General features: G+C 53.2%; 15 protein-coding genes and 2 tRNA genes. 10 read left to right on the top strand and 7 right to left on the bottom strand.

The features are described 5' to 3' along the window. The first annotated feature begins 193 nt into the window (after nucleotides 1-193). The 5 genes from fucP (at nucleotide 194) to fucR (ending at nucleotide 6,028) form a co-directional block, all read left to right on the top strand. Complete coding sequence (fucP, locus tag ACLJRU_RS09805) at nucleotides 194-1,510, top strand: L-fucose:H+ symporter permease (RefSeq protein ID WP_000528622.1); 1,317 nt, start codon at nucleotides 194-196, stop codon at nucleotides 1,508-1,510. Nucleotides 1,511-1,541: 31 nt separating this feature from the next. Further along, complete coding sequence (gene fucI, locus ACLJRU_RS09800; protein ID WP_187790641.1) at nucleotides 1,542-3,317, top strand: L-fucose isomerase; 1,776 nt, start codon at nucleotides 1,542-1,544, stop codon at nucleotides 3,315-3,317. Nucleotides 3,318-3,417: 100 nt separating this feature from the next. Further along, nucleotides 3,418-4,836 carry an L-fuculokinase gene (gene fucK, locus ACLJRU_RS09795; RefSeq protein ID WP_000806780.1) on the top strand — a complete coding sequence of 473 codons (1,419 nt, stop codon included), beginning with the start codon at nucleotides 3,418-3,420 and terminating at the stop codon, nucleotides 4,834-4,836. A gap of 1 nt (nucleotide 4,837) precedes the next feature. Next, a complete protein-coding gene (gene fucU, locus ACLJRU_RS09790; RefSeq protein ID WP_000920848.1) occupies nucleotides 4,838-5,260 on the top strand; it encodes an L-fucose mutarotase in 423 nt (140 codons plus the stop codon). A gap of 57 nt (nucleotides 5,261-5,317) precedes the next feature. Then, nucleotides 5,318-6,028, top strand: a complete 711-nt coding sequence (gene fucR / locus ACLJRU_RS09785) for an L-fucose operon activator (RefSeq protein WP_023235216.1) — start codon at nucleotides 5,318-5,320, stop codon at nucleotides 6,026-6,028. Between the two features lie 58 nt (nucleotides 6,029-6,086). Here fucR and rlmM read toward each other — a convergent pair whose 3' ends face one another. The 4 genes from rlmM to ACLJRU_RS09765 form a co-directional block, all read right to left on the bottom strand. Beyond that, complete coding sequence (rlmM, locus tag ACLJRU_RS09780) at nucleotides 6,087-7,187, bottom strand: 23S rRNA (cytidine(2498)-2'-O)-methyltransferase RlmM (protein ID WP_001045498.1); 1,101 nt, start codon at nucleotides 7,185-7,187, stop codon at nucleotides 6,087-6,089. Then, nucleotides 7,180-7,575, bottom strand: a complete 396-nt coding sequence (locus ACLJRU_RS09775) for a DUF423 domain-containing protein (RefSeq protein WP_000203913.1) — start codon at nucleotides 7,573-7,575, stop codon at nucleotides 7,180-7,182. The genes rlmM and ACLJRU_RS09775 overlap by 8 nt, the downstream gene beginning before the upstream one ends. Before the next feature lie 18 nt (nucleotides 7,576-7,593). Then, the gene (gcvA, locus tag ACLJRU_RS09770) at nucleotides 7,594-8,511 is read right to left on the bottom strand and encodes a glycine cleavage system transcriptional regulator GcvA (RefSeq protein WP_000044409.1); all 918 of its coding nucleotides are present in this window, start codon (nucleotides 8,509-8,511) and stop codon (nucleotides 7,594-7,596) included. Nucleotides 8,512-8,849: 338 nt separating this feature from the next. Continuing rightward, nucleotides 8,850-9,077: a YgdI/YgdR family lipoprotein gene (locus ACLJRU_RS09765; RefSeq protein ID WP_000750393.1), complete on the bottom strand. Its 228-nt coding sequence runs from the start codon at nucleotides 9,075-9,077 to the stop codon at nucleotides 8,850-8,852. 192 nt (nucleotides 9,078-9,269) lie between these two features. Between ACLJRU_RS09765 and csdA the strand changes: the two genes are divergently transcribed. The 3 genes from csdA to rarD all read left to right on the top strand — a co-directional run bounded on the left by csdA (nucleotide 9,270) and on the right by rarD (nucleotide 12,105). Beyond that, complete coding sequence (gene csdA / locus ACLJRU_RS09760; protein ID WP_000991056.1) at nucleotides 9,270-10,475, top strand: cysteine desulfurase CsdA; 1,206 nt, start codon at nucleotides 9,270-9,272, stop codon at nucleotides 10,473-10,475. Beyond that, entirely contained in the window at nucleotides 10,475-10,918 is a 444-nt protein-coding gene (gene csdE, locus ACLJRU_RS09755) for a cysteine desulfurase sulfur acceptor subunit CsdE (protein WP_000184198.1), read from the top strand. The genes csdA and csdE overlap by 1 nt, the downstream gene beginning before the upstream one ends. A gap of 299 nt (nucleotides 10,919-11,217) precedes the next feature. Next, nucleotides 11,218-12,105: an EamA family transporter RarD gene (gene rarD / locus ACLJRU_RS09750; RefSeq protein WP_077905930.1), complete on the top strand. Its 888-nt coding sequence runs from the start codon at nucleotides 11,218-11,220 to the stop codon at nucleotides 12,103-12,105. Between the two features lie 51 nt (nucleotides 12,106-12,156). On the opposite strand, the gene tcdA is transcribed toward rarD, so the two are convergent. After that, a complete protein-coding gene (tcdA, locus tag ACLJRU_RS09745; protein WP_000117748.1) occupies nucleotides 12,157-12,963 on the bottom strand; it encodes a tRNA cyclic N6-threonylcarbamoyladenosine(37) synthase TcdA in 807 nt (268 codons plus the stop codon). A 109-nt stretch (nucleotides 12,964-13,072) separates the two neighbouring features. After that, complete coding sequence (mltA, locus tag ACLJRU_RS09740) at nucleotides 13,073-14,170, bottom strand: murein transglycosylase A (protein WP_000678621.1); 1,098 nt, start codon at nucleotides 14,168-14,170, stop codon at nucleotides 13,073-13,075. A gap of 207 nt (nucleotides 14,171-14,377) precedes the next feature. Here mltA and ACLJRU_RS09735 point away from each other — a divergent pair. Beyond that, nucleotides 14,378-14,454, top strand: a tRNA-Met gene (locus ACLJRU_RS09735). A 29-nt stretch (nucleotides 14,455-14,483) separates the two neighbouring features. Beyond that, nucleotides 14,484-14,560, top strand: a tRNA-Met gene (locus tag ACLJRU_RS09730). A 109-nt stretch (nucleotides 14,561-14,669) separates the two neighbouring features. Here the strand turns inward: ACLJRU_RS09730 and amiC are convergent. After that, nucleotides 14,670-15,923, bottom strand: a complete 1,254-nt coding sequence (gene amiC, locus ACLJRU_RS09725; RefSeq protein ID WP_000011919.1) for an N-acetylmuramoyl-L-alanine amidase AmiC — start codon at nucleotides 15,921-15,923, stop codon at nucleotides 14,670-14,672. Nucleotides 15,924-16,030 lie beyond the last annotated feature (107 nt).

Genomic DNA, 16,030 nt, shown 5'->3' with positions numbered 1-16,030 from the left:
TCACAGAACGCTCTGCTCTCAGGTATAAATGTGACCGCCATCATATTAAAAGGCCTTTTTTATTTGAAAATGACTCCATGAGTTCATTCCGGACGCCAATTTATTACCGGAAAGAAAAGCGAACTCACCTAATTTAACGGTCTGGTGACCAGAACCGACCGCACGCAAAAGCTTCTGAACCGATGAGGATGCTATGGGAAACACAACAATACAAACGCAGAGTTTTCGTGCTGTGGATGCAGAGCAAAGCAAGAGCAAGCGCTACATTATTCCATTCGCCTTACTTTGCTCGCTATTTTTTCTGTGGGCCGTCGCCAATAATCTGAATGACATTTTATTACCGCAGTTTCAACAAGCTTTTACGCTAACTAACTTTCAGGCCGGGCTTATTCAGTCAGCCTTTTATTTCGGTTATTTCGTCATTCCAATTCCCGCTGGGATTTTGATGAAAAAACTCAGTTATAAAGCAGGGATTATCACCGGGCTTTTTTTGTATGCTGTTGGCGCCGCATTATTCTGGCCTGCCGCCGAGATAATGAATTACACATTATTTTTAATTGGCCTGTTTATCATCGCCGCCGGTTTAGGCTGCCTTGAAACTGCGGCCAACCCTTTTGTTACGGTATTAGGTCCAGAAAGCGGCGGACATTTCCGGCTTAATCTGGCGCAAACTTTTAACTCCTTTGGCGCTATTATCGCCGTTGTGTTTGGGCAAAGCCTTATTTTGTCTAACGTGCCGCATCAATCGCAAGAAGCGCTTGATAAAATGACGCCGGATCAGCTTAGCGCCTATAAACACAGCCTGGTGTTATCGGTACAAACGCCATACATGATTATCGTCGCCATCGTATTAGTAGTTGCGCTGCTGATTATGCTGACCAAATTTCCGGCCCTGCAAAGTGACGATCATAGCGATGCTAAACAAAGCTCTTTCTTATCTTCTCTCTCCCGACTCATCCGTATCCGCCACTGGCGCTGGGCGGTGCTGGCGCAGTTCTGCTACGTGGGGGCGCAAACCGCCTGCTGGAGCTATCTGATCCGCTACGCCATTGAGGAGATCCCTGGAATGACGCCCGGTTTCGCCGCCAACTACCTGACCGGCACGATGGTGTGCTTCTTTATCGGCCGTTTCACCGGGACCTGGCTTATCAGCCGCTTCGCGCCGCATAAAGTGCTGGCCGCCTACGCCCTGTTTGCCATGCTCCTGTGTCTGATTTCCGCCTTTAGCGGCGGACATATCGGCCTGCTGGCGCTGACGTTGTGTAGCGCATTTATGTCAATCCAGTACCCGACCATCTTCTCGCTGGGTATCAAAAATCTGGGACAGGACACTAAGTACGGCTCGTCTTTTATCGTCATGACCATTATTGGCGGCGGTATTGTCACGCCAGTAATGGGCTTCGTTAGCGACGCCGCAGGCAAAATCCCGACCGCCGAACTGGTTCCGGCATTGTGCTTTGCCGTCATCTTCATTTTTGCCCGTTTCCGTTCACAAGCGGCGACAAACTGAACATTTATCCGAATAACGTGAGGAATCTGTCATGAAAAAAATCAGCTTACCGAAAATCGGTATCCGCCCGGTGATTGATGGACGTCGTATGGGCGTACGCGAGTCGCTCGAAGAGCAAACCATGAACATGGCGAAAGCGACGGCGGCGCTCATCACCGAGAGAATCCGCCACGCCTGCGGGGCTCAGGTGGAGTGCGTCATTGCGGATACCTGTATTGCCGGAATGGCGGAATCCGCCGCCTGTGAAGAAAAATTCAGCAGCCAGAACGTGGGCGTGACCATTACCGTTACGCCGTGCTGGTGCTATGGCAGCGAAACCATTGATATGGACCCGATGCGTCCGAAAGCCATCTGGGGCTTTAACGGCACAGAGCGTCCCGGGGCGGTTTACCTTGCCGCAGCGCTGGCGGCGCACAGCCAGAAAGGCATTCCGGCGTTCTCCATTTATGGCCATGACGTGCAGGATGCCGACGATACCTCCATTCCTGCCGACGTCGAAGAAAAACTGCTGCGTTTTGCGCGGGCAGGGTTAGCGGTAGCCAGCATGAAAGGCAAAAGCTACCTCTCCGTCGGCGGCGTGTCGATGGGGATCGCGGGTTCCATTGTCGATCATAACCTCTTTGAGTCCTGGCTGGGCATGAAGGTGCAAGCGGTAGATATGACCGAACTGCGCCGCCGTATCGATCAAAAAATTTATGATGAGGCCGAACTGGAGATGGCGCTGGCGTGGGCGGATAAAAACTTCCGCTACGGCGAAGATCAGAACGCCTCGCAGTATAAGCGCAATGAAGCCCAGAACCGCGCGGTGCTAAAAGAGAGCCTGCTGATGGCGATGTGTATTCGCGATATGATGCAGGGCAACAAGACGCTGGCGGACAAAGGGTTAGTTGAAGAATCGCTGGGCTACAACGCCATTGCCGCCGGCTTTCAGGGCCAGCGCCACTGGACCGATCAATACCCGAATGGCGATACCGCCGAAGCGCTGCTCAATAGCTCTTTTGACTGGAACGGCGTACGCGAACCGTTTGTCGTCGCCACCGAAAATGACAGTCTGAACGGCGTAGCGATGCTGTTTGGCCATCAACTCACTGGTACCGCGCAGATATTCGCCGACGTGCGAACCTACTGGTCGCCGGAAGCCGTAGAACGCATCACCGGCCAGGCGCTCAGCGGCCTGGCGGAACACGGCATTATTCACCTGATTAATTCCGGTTCTGCCGCTCTGGACGGTGCCTGTAAACAGCGCGACAGCGAAGGCAAGCCGACCATGAAACCACACTGGGAAATCAGCCAACAAGAGGCGGATGCGTGTCTGGCGGCCACCGAATGGTGCCCGGCGATTCACGAATACTTCCGCGGCGGCGGCTACTCATCCCGTTTCCTGACCGAAGGCGGCGTGCCATTCACCATGACCCGCGTGAATATCATCAAAGGCCTGGGACCAGTACTGCAAATCGCCGAGGGCTGGAGCGTCGAACTGCCGAAAGCGATGCACGATCAGCTTGATGCCCGCACCAACTCTACCTGGCCTACCACCTGGTTTGCGCCGCGTCTTACCGGCAAAGGCCCGTTTACCGATGTCTATTCGGTGATGGCGAACTGGGGCGCTAACCACGGCGTACTCACCATCGGCCATGTAGGGGCGGATTTTATTACTCTCGCCGCAATGCTGCGTATCCCGGTATGTATGCACAACGTGGAGGAGGCGAAGATCTACCGTCCTTCCGCCTGGGCGGCTCACGGTATGGATATCGAAGGCCAGGATTATCGCGCCTGCCAGAATTATGGCCCGCTGTATAAACGTTAATGCGGCTTAGCCCGGTGGCGCAGGCTTACCGGGCCTACGGGCGCGTGAACCGTAGGCCGGATAAGCGTAGCGCCATCAGGCGGCGTTTATGGAGTTATCTATGAAACAAGACGTTATCCTGGTTCTCGACTGCGGTGCGACTAACGTTCGGGCGATCGCCGTTGATCGCCAGGGGAAAATTGTCGCCCGCGCCTCAACCGCTAACGCCAGCGACATTGCCGCAGAAAATAGCGCCTGGCATCAGTGGTCGCTGGACGCCATCCTGCAACGTTTCGCCGACTGCTGCAGGTCACTCTCCAGCGCCCTGTCGGAGTGTGTTGTTCGCGGTATTACGGTGACTACTTTCGGCGTCGATGGCGCGCTGGTCGATGCGCAGGGTAAGCTGCTCTACCCGGTCATCAGTTGGAAATGCCCGCGAACCGCTGCCGTGATGGAAACGATTGAGCGCTTTATCTCGCCCCGGCAATTGCAGACGCTCTCCGGCGTCGGCGCGTTCAGCTTTAACACGCTGTATAAACTGGTCTGGCTTAAAGAGAATCATCCGCGCCTGCTGGAACAAGCTCACTGCTGGCTGTTTATCTCGTCGCTGATTAACCACCGTCTGACCGGCGAGTTTACGACCGATATCACTATGGCAGGCACCAGCCAGCTCCTGGATATCCATCAGCGCGACTTTAGTCCGGAAATCCTGCAGGCGACGGGCCTGGCGCGCCGCCTGTTCCCGCGTATCGTGGAAGCGGGCGCCCCGATAGGCACGCTACAGACAGACGCGGCCAGGCTACTCGGTCTCCCGGCGGGTGTGCCGGTGATCTCTGCCGGACACGATACTCAGTTCGCGTTATTCGGCGCTGGCGCGCAGCAAGGTGAACCAGTGCTCTCCTCCGGAACCTGGGAGATTCTGATGGTGCGCAGCGGTCAGGTGGATACCTCGCTGCTCAGTCAGTATCCGGGCTCGACCTGTGAACTGGACAGTCAGTCGGGGCTTTATAACCCCGGAATGCAGTGGCTGGCCTCCGGCGTACTCGAATGGGTACGAAAACTGCTGTGGACGCCGGAAACGCCATGGCAAACGCTGATCGACGAAGCGCGCGCTATTCCCGCTGGCGCGGAAGGCGTACGGATGCAGTGCGATCTGCTCGCCTGCCAAAATGCAGGCTGGCAGGGCGTGACGCTCAATACCACCCGCGGCCATTTCTATCGCGCCGCGCTGGAAGGCCTGACGGCGCAACTTCAGCGTAATCTGCGCACGCTGGAGAAAATCGGCCATTTTAACGCCACAGAACTGTTACTGGTTGGCGGCGGCAGTCGCAACGCTTTGTGGAATCAAATTAAAGCGAATCAACTTGATATCCCTATCAAAGTGCTGGACGACGCGGAAACCACCGTGGCCGGCGCTGCCATGTTTGGCTGGTACGGCGTAGGCGAATTTAGTAGCCCGGAACAGGCGCGCGCGCAGGTCAATTATCAGTATCGCTATTTCTGGCCGCAAACCGAACCTGAAATTATTGAGGGAGTATGAAATGCTAAAAACCATTTCACCGTTAATTTCCCCGACACTGCTCAAAGTGCTGGCCGAGATGGGCCACGGGGACGAAATCATTTTTTCTGACGCTCACTTTCCCGCGCATAGCCTGGGCCCGCAGGTGATTCGCGCCGATGGTCTTAGCGTCAGCGATCTACTGCGGGCAATTATTCCGCTCTTTGAGCTGGATAGCTACGCCCCGCCGCTGGTGATGATGGCCGCCGTGGAAGGCGACACGCTCGATCCCAGCGTTGAAGCGCGCTATCGCGATGCCTTGTCATTAGAAGCGCCGTGCCCGGATATCGTTCGTATCGACCGCTATGCGTTTTATGAGCGGGCGCAAAAAGCGTTTGCGATCGTTATCACAGGAGAGTGCGCGAAGTACGGAAATATTCTTTTAAAAAAAGGGGTAACGCCGTAATCTCTTGCCGGTGCGCCCGCATGACGCGGGCGTTCATCGAATGATGGGGTGAGAAAAATGAAAGCGGCACGCCAACAAGCGATAGTCGATCTGCTGATCAATCATAAAAGTCTGACCACCGAAGCGCTGGCCACCCGGCTTAACGTCAGTAAAGAGACCATCCGCCGCGATCTCAGTGAACTACAGACGCAGGGAAAAGTGCTGCGTAATCACGGACGAGCTAAATATATTCATCGTGAAAATCAGGACAGCGGCGATCCATTCCATATCCGCCTGAAAAGCCATTATGCGCATAAAGCCGATATTGCCCGTGAAGCGTTAGCGTGGATAGAAGAAGGAATGACGATTGCGTTGGATGCCAGTTCAACCTGCTGGTATCTGGCCCGCCAGTTGCCGGATATTCCCATTCAGGTTTTTACCAATAGCCATCCTGTCTGTCAGGAGCTGGGAAAACGCGAACGCATTGCGCTGATAAGTTCCGGCGGCCAGCTTGAACGTAAATATGGCTGTTACGTTAATCCGTCGCTTATCTCACAGCTAAAATCGCTTGATATCGATCTGTTCATCTTTTCCTGTGAGGGGATCGACGGCGGCGGCGATCTGTGGGACTCCAATGCGATCAACGCCGATTTTAAATCTATCCTGCTCAGGCGTGCCTCGCAGTCTTTATTATTGATTGATAAAAGTAAATTTAATCGTTCAGGAGAGGCGCGCATCGGCCATCTGGATGACGTGACGCATATTGTTTCAGATGCGCCGCAGTCATAGGCCGGATAAGCGTGCGCCATCCGGCGCTGATGACGCGCCGGATGACGGCAGCGCGTTTTTATCGCTCGTCGCGACGCCCGCCAACAGCCGCCCACAACCGACGCACGTGTACCGTCACTTCTTCGCGATCGTGATAAAGCTGACGCGCCTGGATCTGCGCATTAACGCCATGCTCATCCAACTGCGCCTGAAGATACGCCAGGTTATGCGACACCTCTTCATAGCGTTTTTTCATCGGCAGTTTAAGGTTAAAAATCGTCTCCCGACACCAGCCGTTCACCAGCCACTGCGCCATTAACGCGGTGACTTTGGCCGGCTTCTCCACCATATCGCAGACCATCCATGAAATATTATTCCGGTTCGGACGGTACCTGAAGCCATCCTCACGCAACCAGGTCACCTGTCCGGTGTCCATCAGACTTTGCGCCATCGGGCCGTTATCTACGGAGTAGACCCACATATTGCGCTTCACTAACTGGTACGTCCATCCGCCGGGACAGGCGCCCAAATCCACCGCATACATGCCGTTCGCCAGACGTTCATCCCACTCATCTTCCGGGATGAAAACGTGGAGCGCCTCTTCCAGTTTCAGCGTTGAGCGGCTCGGCGCATCAGACGGAAACTTCAAACGCGGGATGCCCATATAAAACGGTGAATTGTTATGCGCGAACGAATAGCCGGTATAGCAGCATCCTGGCGCGATAAAAAAGACATGAACGACCGGACGCTTCGGCGTTTCATAATTCGTCAATACGCCCACATCACGCAAAGCCGCGCGCAGCGGCACCGTAAATTTGCGGCAGAACTTCATCAGTTCTTTACTTTCATTGGTGTCGGCGACTTCAACCCGCAGCTCGCCGCCCTTTTCCACTACGCCCTGCAACATGCCGACAATCGGCGTGATTCTGTCTTCCGGCGGTAAATGTTGCAGCAGTTCACCCACCACAAACCACTGGCGGGCGAAAATCAACGAACTGAACGGCAGTTCTGAAATCAGCTTTTCGCCATCTTCCGGCTGATAGCATTCATAAATGACATAGCCTGCGTTCTCTTTTACGCGTGCAAAACCAAATATTTCCCGTTTTCCCGCTTTATCGGTAATTTCTGCAGCGCACTCTTTTTCAAACCCCGGACGGCAGAGCAAGACAACTTTATTCATGGCTCGCGCCCTTACGTTTCATACGAATGGCGCCAATCAGCAATAGCGCCCAGCCCACCAGGAAACTGACGCCGCCGACAGGCGTGATATACGCCCACAGGCGCAGATGCGAAAGCGCAAGGCAGTACAGACTGCCGCTAAACAGCACCGTGCCCAGCGCCAGAAAAACGCTGCTCCAGTAAAACCAGATGCTGATACGGCGCTGCATCGCCACCGCCAGGCCAAAGATCGCCAGCGTATGGAACGCCTGATATTGCAGGCCGGTCTGAATCCAGCCCATTTCAACCACGCCCAGGGTTTTACTCAAAACATGCGCCCCGAACGCGCCCAGAGCAACGTAAATAAAACCGCTGATAGCGGCGACAATCAGCATAAAACGGCTGGTCATGGTCATACCCTAAGTTAATTATTGTTCGTAACGAAAACGGAATTTTTCTTGCTCCGTCGCCGCCTTCGCCAAAATCCACTGACGGAAGGCGGCTATTTTACCCAGTTCTGCCTGGCTGTCATGACAAACCAGATAAAAAGCATTCTTACTCACCAGAACATCGTTAAATGGACACACCAGTCGCCCGGCTTCAATTTCCGACTGCGCCATAACATTATTCGCCAGCGCGATCCCCTGTCCGTGAATAGCGGCCTGTAGCACCATCGCGCTGTGGCTAAATATCGGCCCTTGCTGAACGTTAATATGGTTGAGCCCTAACTGACGAGTATAGGCCTGCCAGTCACGCCGGGAGGCGTCGTGCAATAGCGTGTGTTTCGCCAGATCTTCCGGCGTTTTTAACGGTTTTTCGCCTGTGAGTAATAAAGGAGAACAGACGGGCAGTAAATATTCTGCGTATAATTTTTCGACGCGCAAGCCCGGCCAGTTTCCCCGGCCATAAAAAATCGCGACATCGACATCGTCTGCCAGTTTATCTTCCTGACGGTCAACGGCTTGTATCCGAACGTCAATTCCCGGATAAGCTGAGTTAAAGCTGGAGAGCCTGGGCACCAGCCACTGGATGGCAAAACTGGGTGGTAAACTCACCGTCAGCGCCCCTTTAGCACTGCGCGCCTGGAGCTTACGCGTTGCTTCCGTGAGCTGGGAAAATATCTCTTTAATGTCGAGAAAATAGCTTTGGCCTTCTTCCGTCAGCAGCAGCGAACGATTGCGGCGGCGGAACAGTTTTAGCCCCAAAAAATCCTCAAGTGACTTAATTTGGTGGCTTACTGCGGCCTGCGTCACAAAAAGTTCTTCCGCTGCTCGCGTAAAGCTCAAATGGCGCGCGGCAGCATCAAAAACGCGTAACGCATTTAAAGGAGGTAATCGTTTTGACATGGCCTCTGGACTTAATGTCGAATGAATTTAACAAATAGGTAACAACATGTAACCTATTAGTTTTTTTAATCTGAGACATTATAAATTGTCCGTTGAGGTTCTACCAGCAAATACCTATAGTGGCGGCACTTCCTGAGCCGGAACGAAAAGTTTTATCGGAATGCGTGTTCTGATGGGCTTTTGGCTTACGGTTGTGATGTTGTGTTTGCAATTGGTCTGCGATTCAGACCACGGTAGCGAGACTACCCTTTTTCACTTCCTGTACATTTACCCTGTCTGTCCATAGTGATTAATGTAGCACCGCCATATTGCGGTGCTTTTTTTTGTATAACAAACGGTTAGTTTTCCAGAGCCACCATCTCTTTCACGTCAGTACGATTGATCTGCTGTTTGTTGCCATTAGCGTCTTTATACGAAATCATACCGGTATCGTTATCGGTCTGGGGTTTACCGTCGGTCACAATGCTACGTCCATCATTGGTGTGCATAACGTAATTAGGACCGGAACAGGCGCTCAGGGCAAAAGTCAGCATACATGCAGAGATAATTGCGGCAGTCTTTTTCATCTTCTTCTCCTTAAAGCTGTTTGTGCTATTTAAAGCGGACTCCGTAACAGGCTTAAACATTCGCCTAACATTATTCAGCATAACCTCCTTTACATAATTCGCCAGGATATACAGACGATTCCGATGGTTAGGACAAACCTTGTATCAGCCGCGCTTTTACGCCACGATCGGTAAACTGAACCGAGGAATATCATGAACGCTTTTAATCCCACGCAGTTTCGCGCGCAGTTTCCCGCGCTAGCCGATGCGGGTGTTTATCTCGATAGCGCCGCCACGGCATTAAAGCCACAGGCAGTCATTGACGCCACGCACCAGTTTTATTGTTTGAGCGCCGGTAACGTTCATCGTAGCCAGTTTGCGCAGGCGCAGCGCCTGACGGCGCAATATGAAGCGGCCAGAGCAAAAGCAGCGCGGCTGTTAAACGCGCCCGATGAAAAAAGTATCGTCTGGACACGCGGCACCACCGAAGCGATCAACATGGTGGCGCAGTGTTACGCCCGTCCTCGTCTGCGCCCCGGCGATGAAATTATCGTTAGCGTCGCCGAGCATCACGCCAACCTTGTGCCCTGGCTGATGGTGGCGCAACAAACCGGCGCGCAGGTCATAAAACTGCCGCTTAATGACCGGCGTCTTCCTGATGTTGAGCGTCTGCCGGAACTGATCACGTCGCGCAGCCGGATTCTGGCGCTGGGGCAAATGTCGAACGTAACGGGCGGCTGCCCGGATCTCGCAAGCGCTATCAGCACCGCTCACGCAGCGGGAATGGTCGTGATGGTAGATGGCGCGCAAGGCGCGGTACACTTCCCGGCGGATGTCCAGCAGCTTGATATCGATTTTTATGCTTTTTCCGCTCACAAACTGTATGGCCCGACCGGTATCGGCGTGCTGTACGGTAAGCCGGAGCTTCTTGAGGCGATGTCGCCCTGGCTCGGCGGCGGCAAGATGATCCGTGACGTTAGCTTTGAAGGCTTCACCACTCAAAGCGCTCCCTGGAAGCTGGAAGCGGGGACGCCGAACGTCGCCGGGGTCATCGGCCTGAGCGCTGCGCTGGAATGGCTGTCCGATATCGATATTGAACAGGCCGAAAACTGGAGCCGGGGGCTGGCGACGCTGGCGGAAGACGCACTGGCGAAACGCCCGGGCTTTCGTTCGTTCCGCTGCCAGGACTCCAGCCTGCTGGCCTTTGATTTTGTCGGCGTGCACCACGGCGATATGGTGACGCTGCTGGCGGAATACGGTATTGCGCTCCGGGCCGGGCAACATTGCGCCCAGCCATTGCTGGCGGAACTTGGCGTCACAGGGACTCTGCGCGCCTCTTTTGCGCCGTATAATACCCAACATGATGTGGATGCGTTGGTTAACGCCGTTGACCGCGCGCTGGAACTGCTGGTGGATTAATGACAAACCCTCTTTATACCGGACACCCGTTCGGCACAACGGTAACGGAAGAGACGTTACGCGCTATCTTTCTCCCGCTGACCCAGTGGGAGGATAAATATCGTCAGTTGATTCTGTTAGGAAAACAGCTCCCCGCTCTGCCGGATGAATGCAAAGCGCAGGCGAAAGAGATAGCCGGCTGCGAGAACCGCGTCTGGCTGGGCTTTACCCGATCAGATAACGGAACGATGCACTTTTTCGGCGACAGTGAGGGGCGGATTGTCCGCGGCCTGCTGGCGGTATTGCTCACCGCGGTGGAAGGAAAAAACGCCGCCGAGTTGCAGGCTCGTTCACCGCTGGCGCTGTTTGACGAGCTGGGTTTACGCGCCCAGCTTAGCGCCTCACGTAGTCAGGGGCTGAACGCGCTGAGCGAAGCGATTGTTGCCGCAACGCATAAGGGTTGAAATAGCGTAAATATTCTGTCGCCTGACAGCGCCGCCCGCGGCGGTCAGGCGATGCAGATAAAATAATCCAGTCACTTTATTAGTTTCGGCGTCAGATTTCCCTGATAAGCATTCTTTTGATTTTTATCAGCTATCACAATGAAATTACAATGTTAGAATCCATGTTAAAACGGCGTGAAGATTTTAGAGTAAATAAAGCCACTCGATGTAGCGTAGCAGGTGAGCTGGAAAATTCATACGCATCGGGTGAAGTTATAACAGGATATGGATAAGTGGAAAAATATCTGCGTAGCGGTACCATGTTTGTGGTACTGGCATTTATATTATGGGGGTTAACACCTTTATATTATCAATATTTATCAGGGGGAAATCTCGCACAAATATTGATATACCGGGTATTCTGGTCAATTCCATTATTACTGGCAGTAAGGTTCTTATTTCGGCAGCGAACGCGATTTCATGATGTCTGGAAAGATAAAAAATCCTTTTTCTTCTGCATGATCGCCGGACTTTTGATGATTGTATCATGGTCATCTTTTATTTATGCGCTAACCCATCATCTGGTGCTTGATGCCAGCCTCGGCTATTTTATCAACCCGCTATTTGTTATTGCGCTGGGATGCATTTTTCTTAAAGAAAAACTGTCGTTGTTTCAGGCCATCGCCGTTTTTTCTGGTATCTGTGGCCTGACTTTTCAAATTATCATGTTACGGCATTTCCCGGCGCTGGCGCTAACCATGGGATTATCATTTGCGCTATATGGCCTGGCGCGAAAGTTTATACATTATGATGTGATGACATCGATAACGATTGAAACATTATGGGCATTGCCTGTCTCACTATTAATTTTTCTCTTTAGCGATAGCGGACCAATTATATCCGCTAATACTCCTTTCTTTTTGTATGTCATGACGGCGCCAGTGACGATCATTCCACTGGTATTATTTGCCATCGCGTTAAATCACACCTCGTTGATTGTCACCGGACTGGCGCAATATATAGAGCCGTCTTTACAGTTCTTACTTACCATTATGATATTTGGCGAGCACATTAATTACGCGGAACTGCTCTGCTTTTGTGCAGTATGGTTCGGGTTGTTTCTATGCATATCTGAAAATTTATATTCCCATTATCTCCGCGCCCGTCTGAAACCGGTGTTCGGCAGGGTACAGCGCTTCTTTCGCTAACGAAGGGCGCAGGGCCGGATACGCGTCTGCGTGACACTCCGCCCCGTCCTTTTATTCTTGTCGCGCCGCTTTAGCCATGATCTTCTTCAGCGCATGGGAAACGGCGACAAAACCGAACGTTGCCGTCACCATCGTCGCCGCGCCGAAGCCAGAGGCGCAATCCATCCGTTTTGGCCCTTCTGCGGTAGCTTTCATCGCGCATACGGAACCGTCCGCCTGTGGGTAAACCAGCGCTTCGGTGGAAAAAACGCAGTCCACGCCCAGCTTACCTTTACTGTTCTTCACTACGCCAAAATTATGTTTCAATCTCTCGCGCAGTTTTGCCGCCAGCGGATCCTGGATGGTTTTCGCCAAATCAGCGACCTGGATTTGCGTCGGATCGATCTGCCCGCCCGCGCCGCCAGTGGTCACTAAAGGAACCTTATATCGGCGACAGTACGCAATCAGCGCGGCTTTTGGACGAACGCTGTCAATGGCGTCAATGACATAGGTAAAACCCGCGTTCATATAACCCGCCACATTATCCGGCGTGATGAAATCATCGATAACCGTTACCCGGCACTCCGGGTTAATTTGCCGAATCCGTTCGGCCATCACTTCCGCTTTCGCCAACCCGACGTTATCACGCAACGCATGGATCTGACGGTTCGTATTGGTCACGCAGACATCGTCCATATCAATCAGCGTAATCGCGCCGATGCCCGTACGCGCCAGCGCCTCTGCCGCCCATGATCCCACCCCGCCGATTCCCACGACGCAGATATGCGCCTCAGCAAACCGCTGCAGCGCTTTTTCACCGTACAGACGCGCGGTGCCGCCAAAGCGTTGGCGCCAGGCATCACTTATCACCACTGACATATGACCTCAGAATAAAAAAAGGTGAGGTTATTCCTCACCCCTGCTCACTATTTTCAGGCCCGATAGCGATCGCGTTATCGGGCAATCCGGTTGTCGCAGAATACCACAATCAGCCGCTAAACACGTTACCGGCGCCCGGAGCGCTTTTTAACACCCAGACGCGACCATAGTGATTATACCATCCGGCACGATGCCCGGCATCCGGGCCAATCCCCTGGTAAATATCAAAGTGCTGGCCTTTAATCGCTCCACCGACATCCAGCGCGACCATCAAACGTAGCTCATACTGACCGCTAAATTTACCGTTGTTATCCAGCAACGGTACTTCCGCCAACAAGGTCGTGCCAGGCGGAATGATGCTGCGGTCGGAAGCGACGGATGCTCGCCCAATCAGCGGTACGGCGCTGGCGCCTTTGACCGGCGCAAAAGATTGCGGCTTAAAGAAGACGAACGACGGGTTCTGCTCCAGTAATTCACGCACTTCCGCTTCGCTGTGCTTCTCTCCCCATTCGCGTATGGCCTGCATCGACATATCTTCTTTTTTCACTTCACCGCGATCGATAAGCACTTTACCAATACTGCGATAAGGCCAGCCGTTTTTACCGGCATAACTAAAGAAGTTCAGCGGACTACCGTCACCGAAGTCAATATAACCGCTGCCCTGGACATCCATAATAAAGTTATCCATCAGCGAATTACTCCAGGCCAGGATGTACTTATCGCTCAGCGCGCCTGCGTAGATCTGAGCGCGGGACGGTAAGCGTCCGCGTTTTGGCGGCATACTATAGATAGGATACTGGAACGCGCCCTGGCGCGTATGGCGAGCCTGAACGACGGGCGTATAGTAGCCCGTGAACTGGACGTTACCGTAGTTGTCGGTGCCTTCCATCTGCCAGGCATCGATACCAAACTGGCGCATAGTGCGCGTATCGCCTCCGGAACGTAACCAGTTCTGGACAGCGTTATAGACGTTGCTTTGATTGGTGTATAAACGCGGCGACGCGGAACGGATCTGGTCGACCTGCTCGGCAAAGTCACCAGCATTAATCGGCGCGCCCACCGCGTCCGGCTGGTTTACCAGGGAGAAGGGCTGGGTAAATTTCCCGTCCTTATATTGCTGACCGCGATCGGTCGGTTTTGATGAACAGGCAGCCAGCATTGCCAGCATTACGCCTGTCGCCACATATTTTGCCCAACGTCCTTTCATGGTGTCTCGTCTTCTGCGTAATCGAAAGTGCCCGGTGAAGATAACAAACCGTCCGAAGTAATGAAATGCGATCGCGATCTCATTATGTAAATTCGTTTAAAAATCGCGCTATCTGCGGTGTATTTGCGCAATTCATGAGAAATTAGCGATTTATATGAAAAAAGGGTTGCAACAAAAGCTCAGCGGAGTATAGTGCGCATCCACGGACGCGGGGTGGAGCAGCCTGGTAGCTCGTCGGGCTCATAACCCGAAGGTCGTCGGTTCAAATCCGGCCCCCGCAACCAATTACAATGAGAATGCAAGTTTAGACGGACGCGGGGTGGAGCAGCCTGGTAGCTCGTCGGGCTCATAACCCGAAGGTCGTCGGTTCAAATCCGGCCCCCGCAACCAATTGAATGAACACCCTTACGGGTGTTTTTTTGTATCTGTCGTCTGGTCCGCAACGACAGTGCGGGCAGCATCCTACTTACCCGCGCAATAAACTCGCCGTCATCTCAGGTTAACTTCTTCTCGCCAGCGTCGCCCCATCGGCAAAATACGCTTTAATGCCCGCCAGAATCGACTCTGCGACCTGTTGCTGGAACGTCGCGGTCTTGAGCTTGCGTTCTTCTTCAATGTTACTGATAAACGCCGTCTCGACCAGAATAGACGGAATATCGGGCGCCTTTAACACCGCAAACCCCGCCTGCTCGACCTTGTTTTTATGCAGGTCATTAATTTTACCAAGCTGCTTCAACACCGCTTTACCGAATTTCAAACTATCGGCAATGGTCAGCGATTGCACCATATCGAACATCGTATGGTCGACATAACGGTCACCGCTTTTGCTCACGCCGCCAATTAAGTCCGAGGCGTTCTGCGTTTGCGCCAGATATTTCGCCGCGGTACTGGTGGCGCCTTTGGTCGATAGTGCGAATACGGATGAACCGCTAGGCTGCCGGCTGGTGAAGGCATCCGCATGAATAGAGACAAACAGGTCGGCGCGCTGTTTCTGCGCTTTCGCCACCCGGACTTTTAACGGAATGAAGATGTCTTCATTGCGCGTCATATAGACCTTCATGTTGCCTTCTTTTTCGATCAACGCGCGCAGGCGGCGGGCTATCTGGAGCACCACGTCTTTTTCACGTGTTTTGTATTTGCCTATCGCGCCGGGGTCTTCGCCGCCGTGTCCCGGATCAAGCATAATGACAATGGGACGATCGCGCCCCGCTTTACCGGGCTGCGGCCCGCTTTGCGAAGGCGGCACCTGTTTATCCAGATCGCCTTTATTGTAGTCTTCCAGCAGCGCCAGCAGCGGATCCTGCATATCCTGCGCATTGGCAGGATAAAGATCCATCACCAGACGTTCTTTAAAGCCTGCCACAGGCGCCAGCGCAAATAGCTGCGGCTTCACGTTTTGTTTTAGCTCAAAGACCATACGCACAGTCTTAGGATCAAACTGCCCTACCCTTGCGGATTTGATATACGGATCGTCGCTGCGAATCTGCGCGCCAATGCCTTTAAGCACCGAGTTCAGATTCACATCCTCAATATCTACTACCACGCGGTCCGGGTTACTTAAGGCAAATTGTTTATATTTCAGCAGACGATTCGACTCTACCGTGACGCGGGTATAGCTGGACGCAGGCCAGATACGCACCGCAACGACCTGGCTTACGGCAGCCAGCCCGACCTGGCTCACGCTTAATAGCCACATGGCGCCCGCGCCTTGTAGTAAACGGCGACGGCTGATTGCTGAATTGGCTCCCGACATGCTTCTCCCGAGCAAAAACTAAATAGAGATCATACAAAGTTCATCCAAATTGACCAGAAACTTTAGCGAATGACGCATAATCTGTCATCTATAAAAGGGTAAACATT

This window comes from Salmonella sp. SAL00653, from assembly GCF_046552515.1.
GTDB classification, from domain to species: domain Bacteria; phylum Pseudomonadota; class Gammaproteobacteria; order Enterobacterales; family Enterobacteriaceae; genus Salmonella; species Salmonella enterica.
The sequence above is the reverse complement of the archived record's forward strand: the minus strand, read 5'-3'. Positions and strand labels throughout refer to the sequence as shown.

What these genes read in the sequence shown, in the direction of transcription:
- ACLJRU_RS09775 (WP_000203913.1), bottom strand. Translation starts at nt 7,575, where the DNA reads ATGACCAGCCGTTTTATGCTGATTGTCGCCGCTATCAGCGGTTTTATT.
- fucR (WP_023235216.1), top strand. Translation starts at nt 5,318, where the DNA reads ATGAAAGCGGCACGCCAACAAGCGATAGTCGATCTGCTGATCAATCAT.
- rlmM (WP_001045498.1), bottom strand. Translation starts at nt 7,187, where the DNA reads ATGAATAAAGTTGTCTTGCTCTGCCGTCCGGGGTTTGAAAAAGAGTGC.
- rarD (WP_077905930.1), top strand. Translation starts at nt 11,218, where the DNA reads ATGTTTGTGGTACTGGCATTTATATTATGGGGGTTAACACCTTTATAT.
- amiC (WP_000011919.1), bottom strand. Translation starts at nt 15,923, where the DNA reads ATGTCGGGAGCCAATTCAGCAATCAGCCGTCGCCGTTTACTACAAGGC.
- fucI (WP_187790641.1), top strand. Translation starts at nt 1,542, where the DNA reads ATGAAAAAAATCAGCTTACCGAAAATCGGTATCCGCCCGGTGATTGAT.
- fucU (WP_000920848.1), top strand. Translation starts at nt 4,838, where the DNA reads ATGCTAAAAACCATTTCACCGTTAATTTCCCCGACACTGCTCAAAGTG.
- mltA (WP_000678621.1), bottom strand. Translation starts at nt 14,170, where the DNA reads ATGAAAGGACGTTGGGCAAAATATGTGGCGACAGGCGTAATGCTGGCA.
- fucK (WP_000806780.1), top strand. Translation starts at nt 3,418, where the DNA reads ATGAAACAAGACGTTATCCTGGTTCTCGACTGCGGTGCGACTAACGTT.
- fucP (WP_000528622.1), top strand. Translation starts at nt 194, where the DNA reads ATGGGAAACACAACAATACAAACGCAGAGTTTTCGTGCTGTGGATGCA.
- csdA (WP_000991056.1), top strand. Translation starts at nt 9,270, where the DNA reads ATGAACGCTTTTAATCCCACGCAGTTTCGCGCGCAGTTTCCCGCGCTA.
- csdE (WP_000184198.1), top strand. Translation starts at nt 10,475, where the DNA reads ATGACAAACCCTCTTTATACCGGACACCCGTTCGGCACAACGGTAACG.
- ACLJRU_RS09765 (WP_000750393.1), bottom strand. Translation starts at nt 9,077, where the DNA reads ATGAAAAAGACTGCCGCAATTATCTCTGCATGTATGCTGACTTTTGCC.
- gcvA (WP_000044409.1), bottom strand. Translation starts at nt 8,511, where the DNA reads ATGTCAAAACGATTACCTCCTTTAAATGCGTTACGCGTTTTTGATGCT.
- tcdA (WP_000117748.1), bottom strand. Translation starts at nt 12,963, where the DNA reads ATGTCAGTGGTGATAAGTGATGCCTGGCGCCAACGCTTTGGCGGCACC.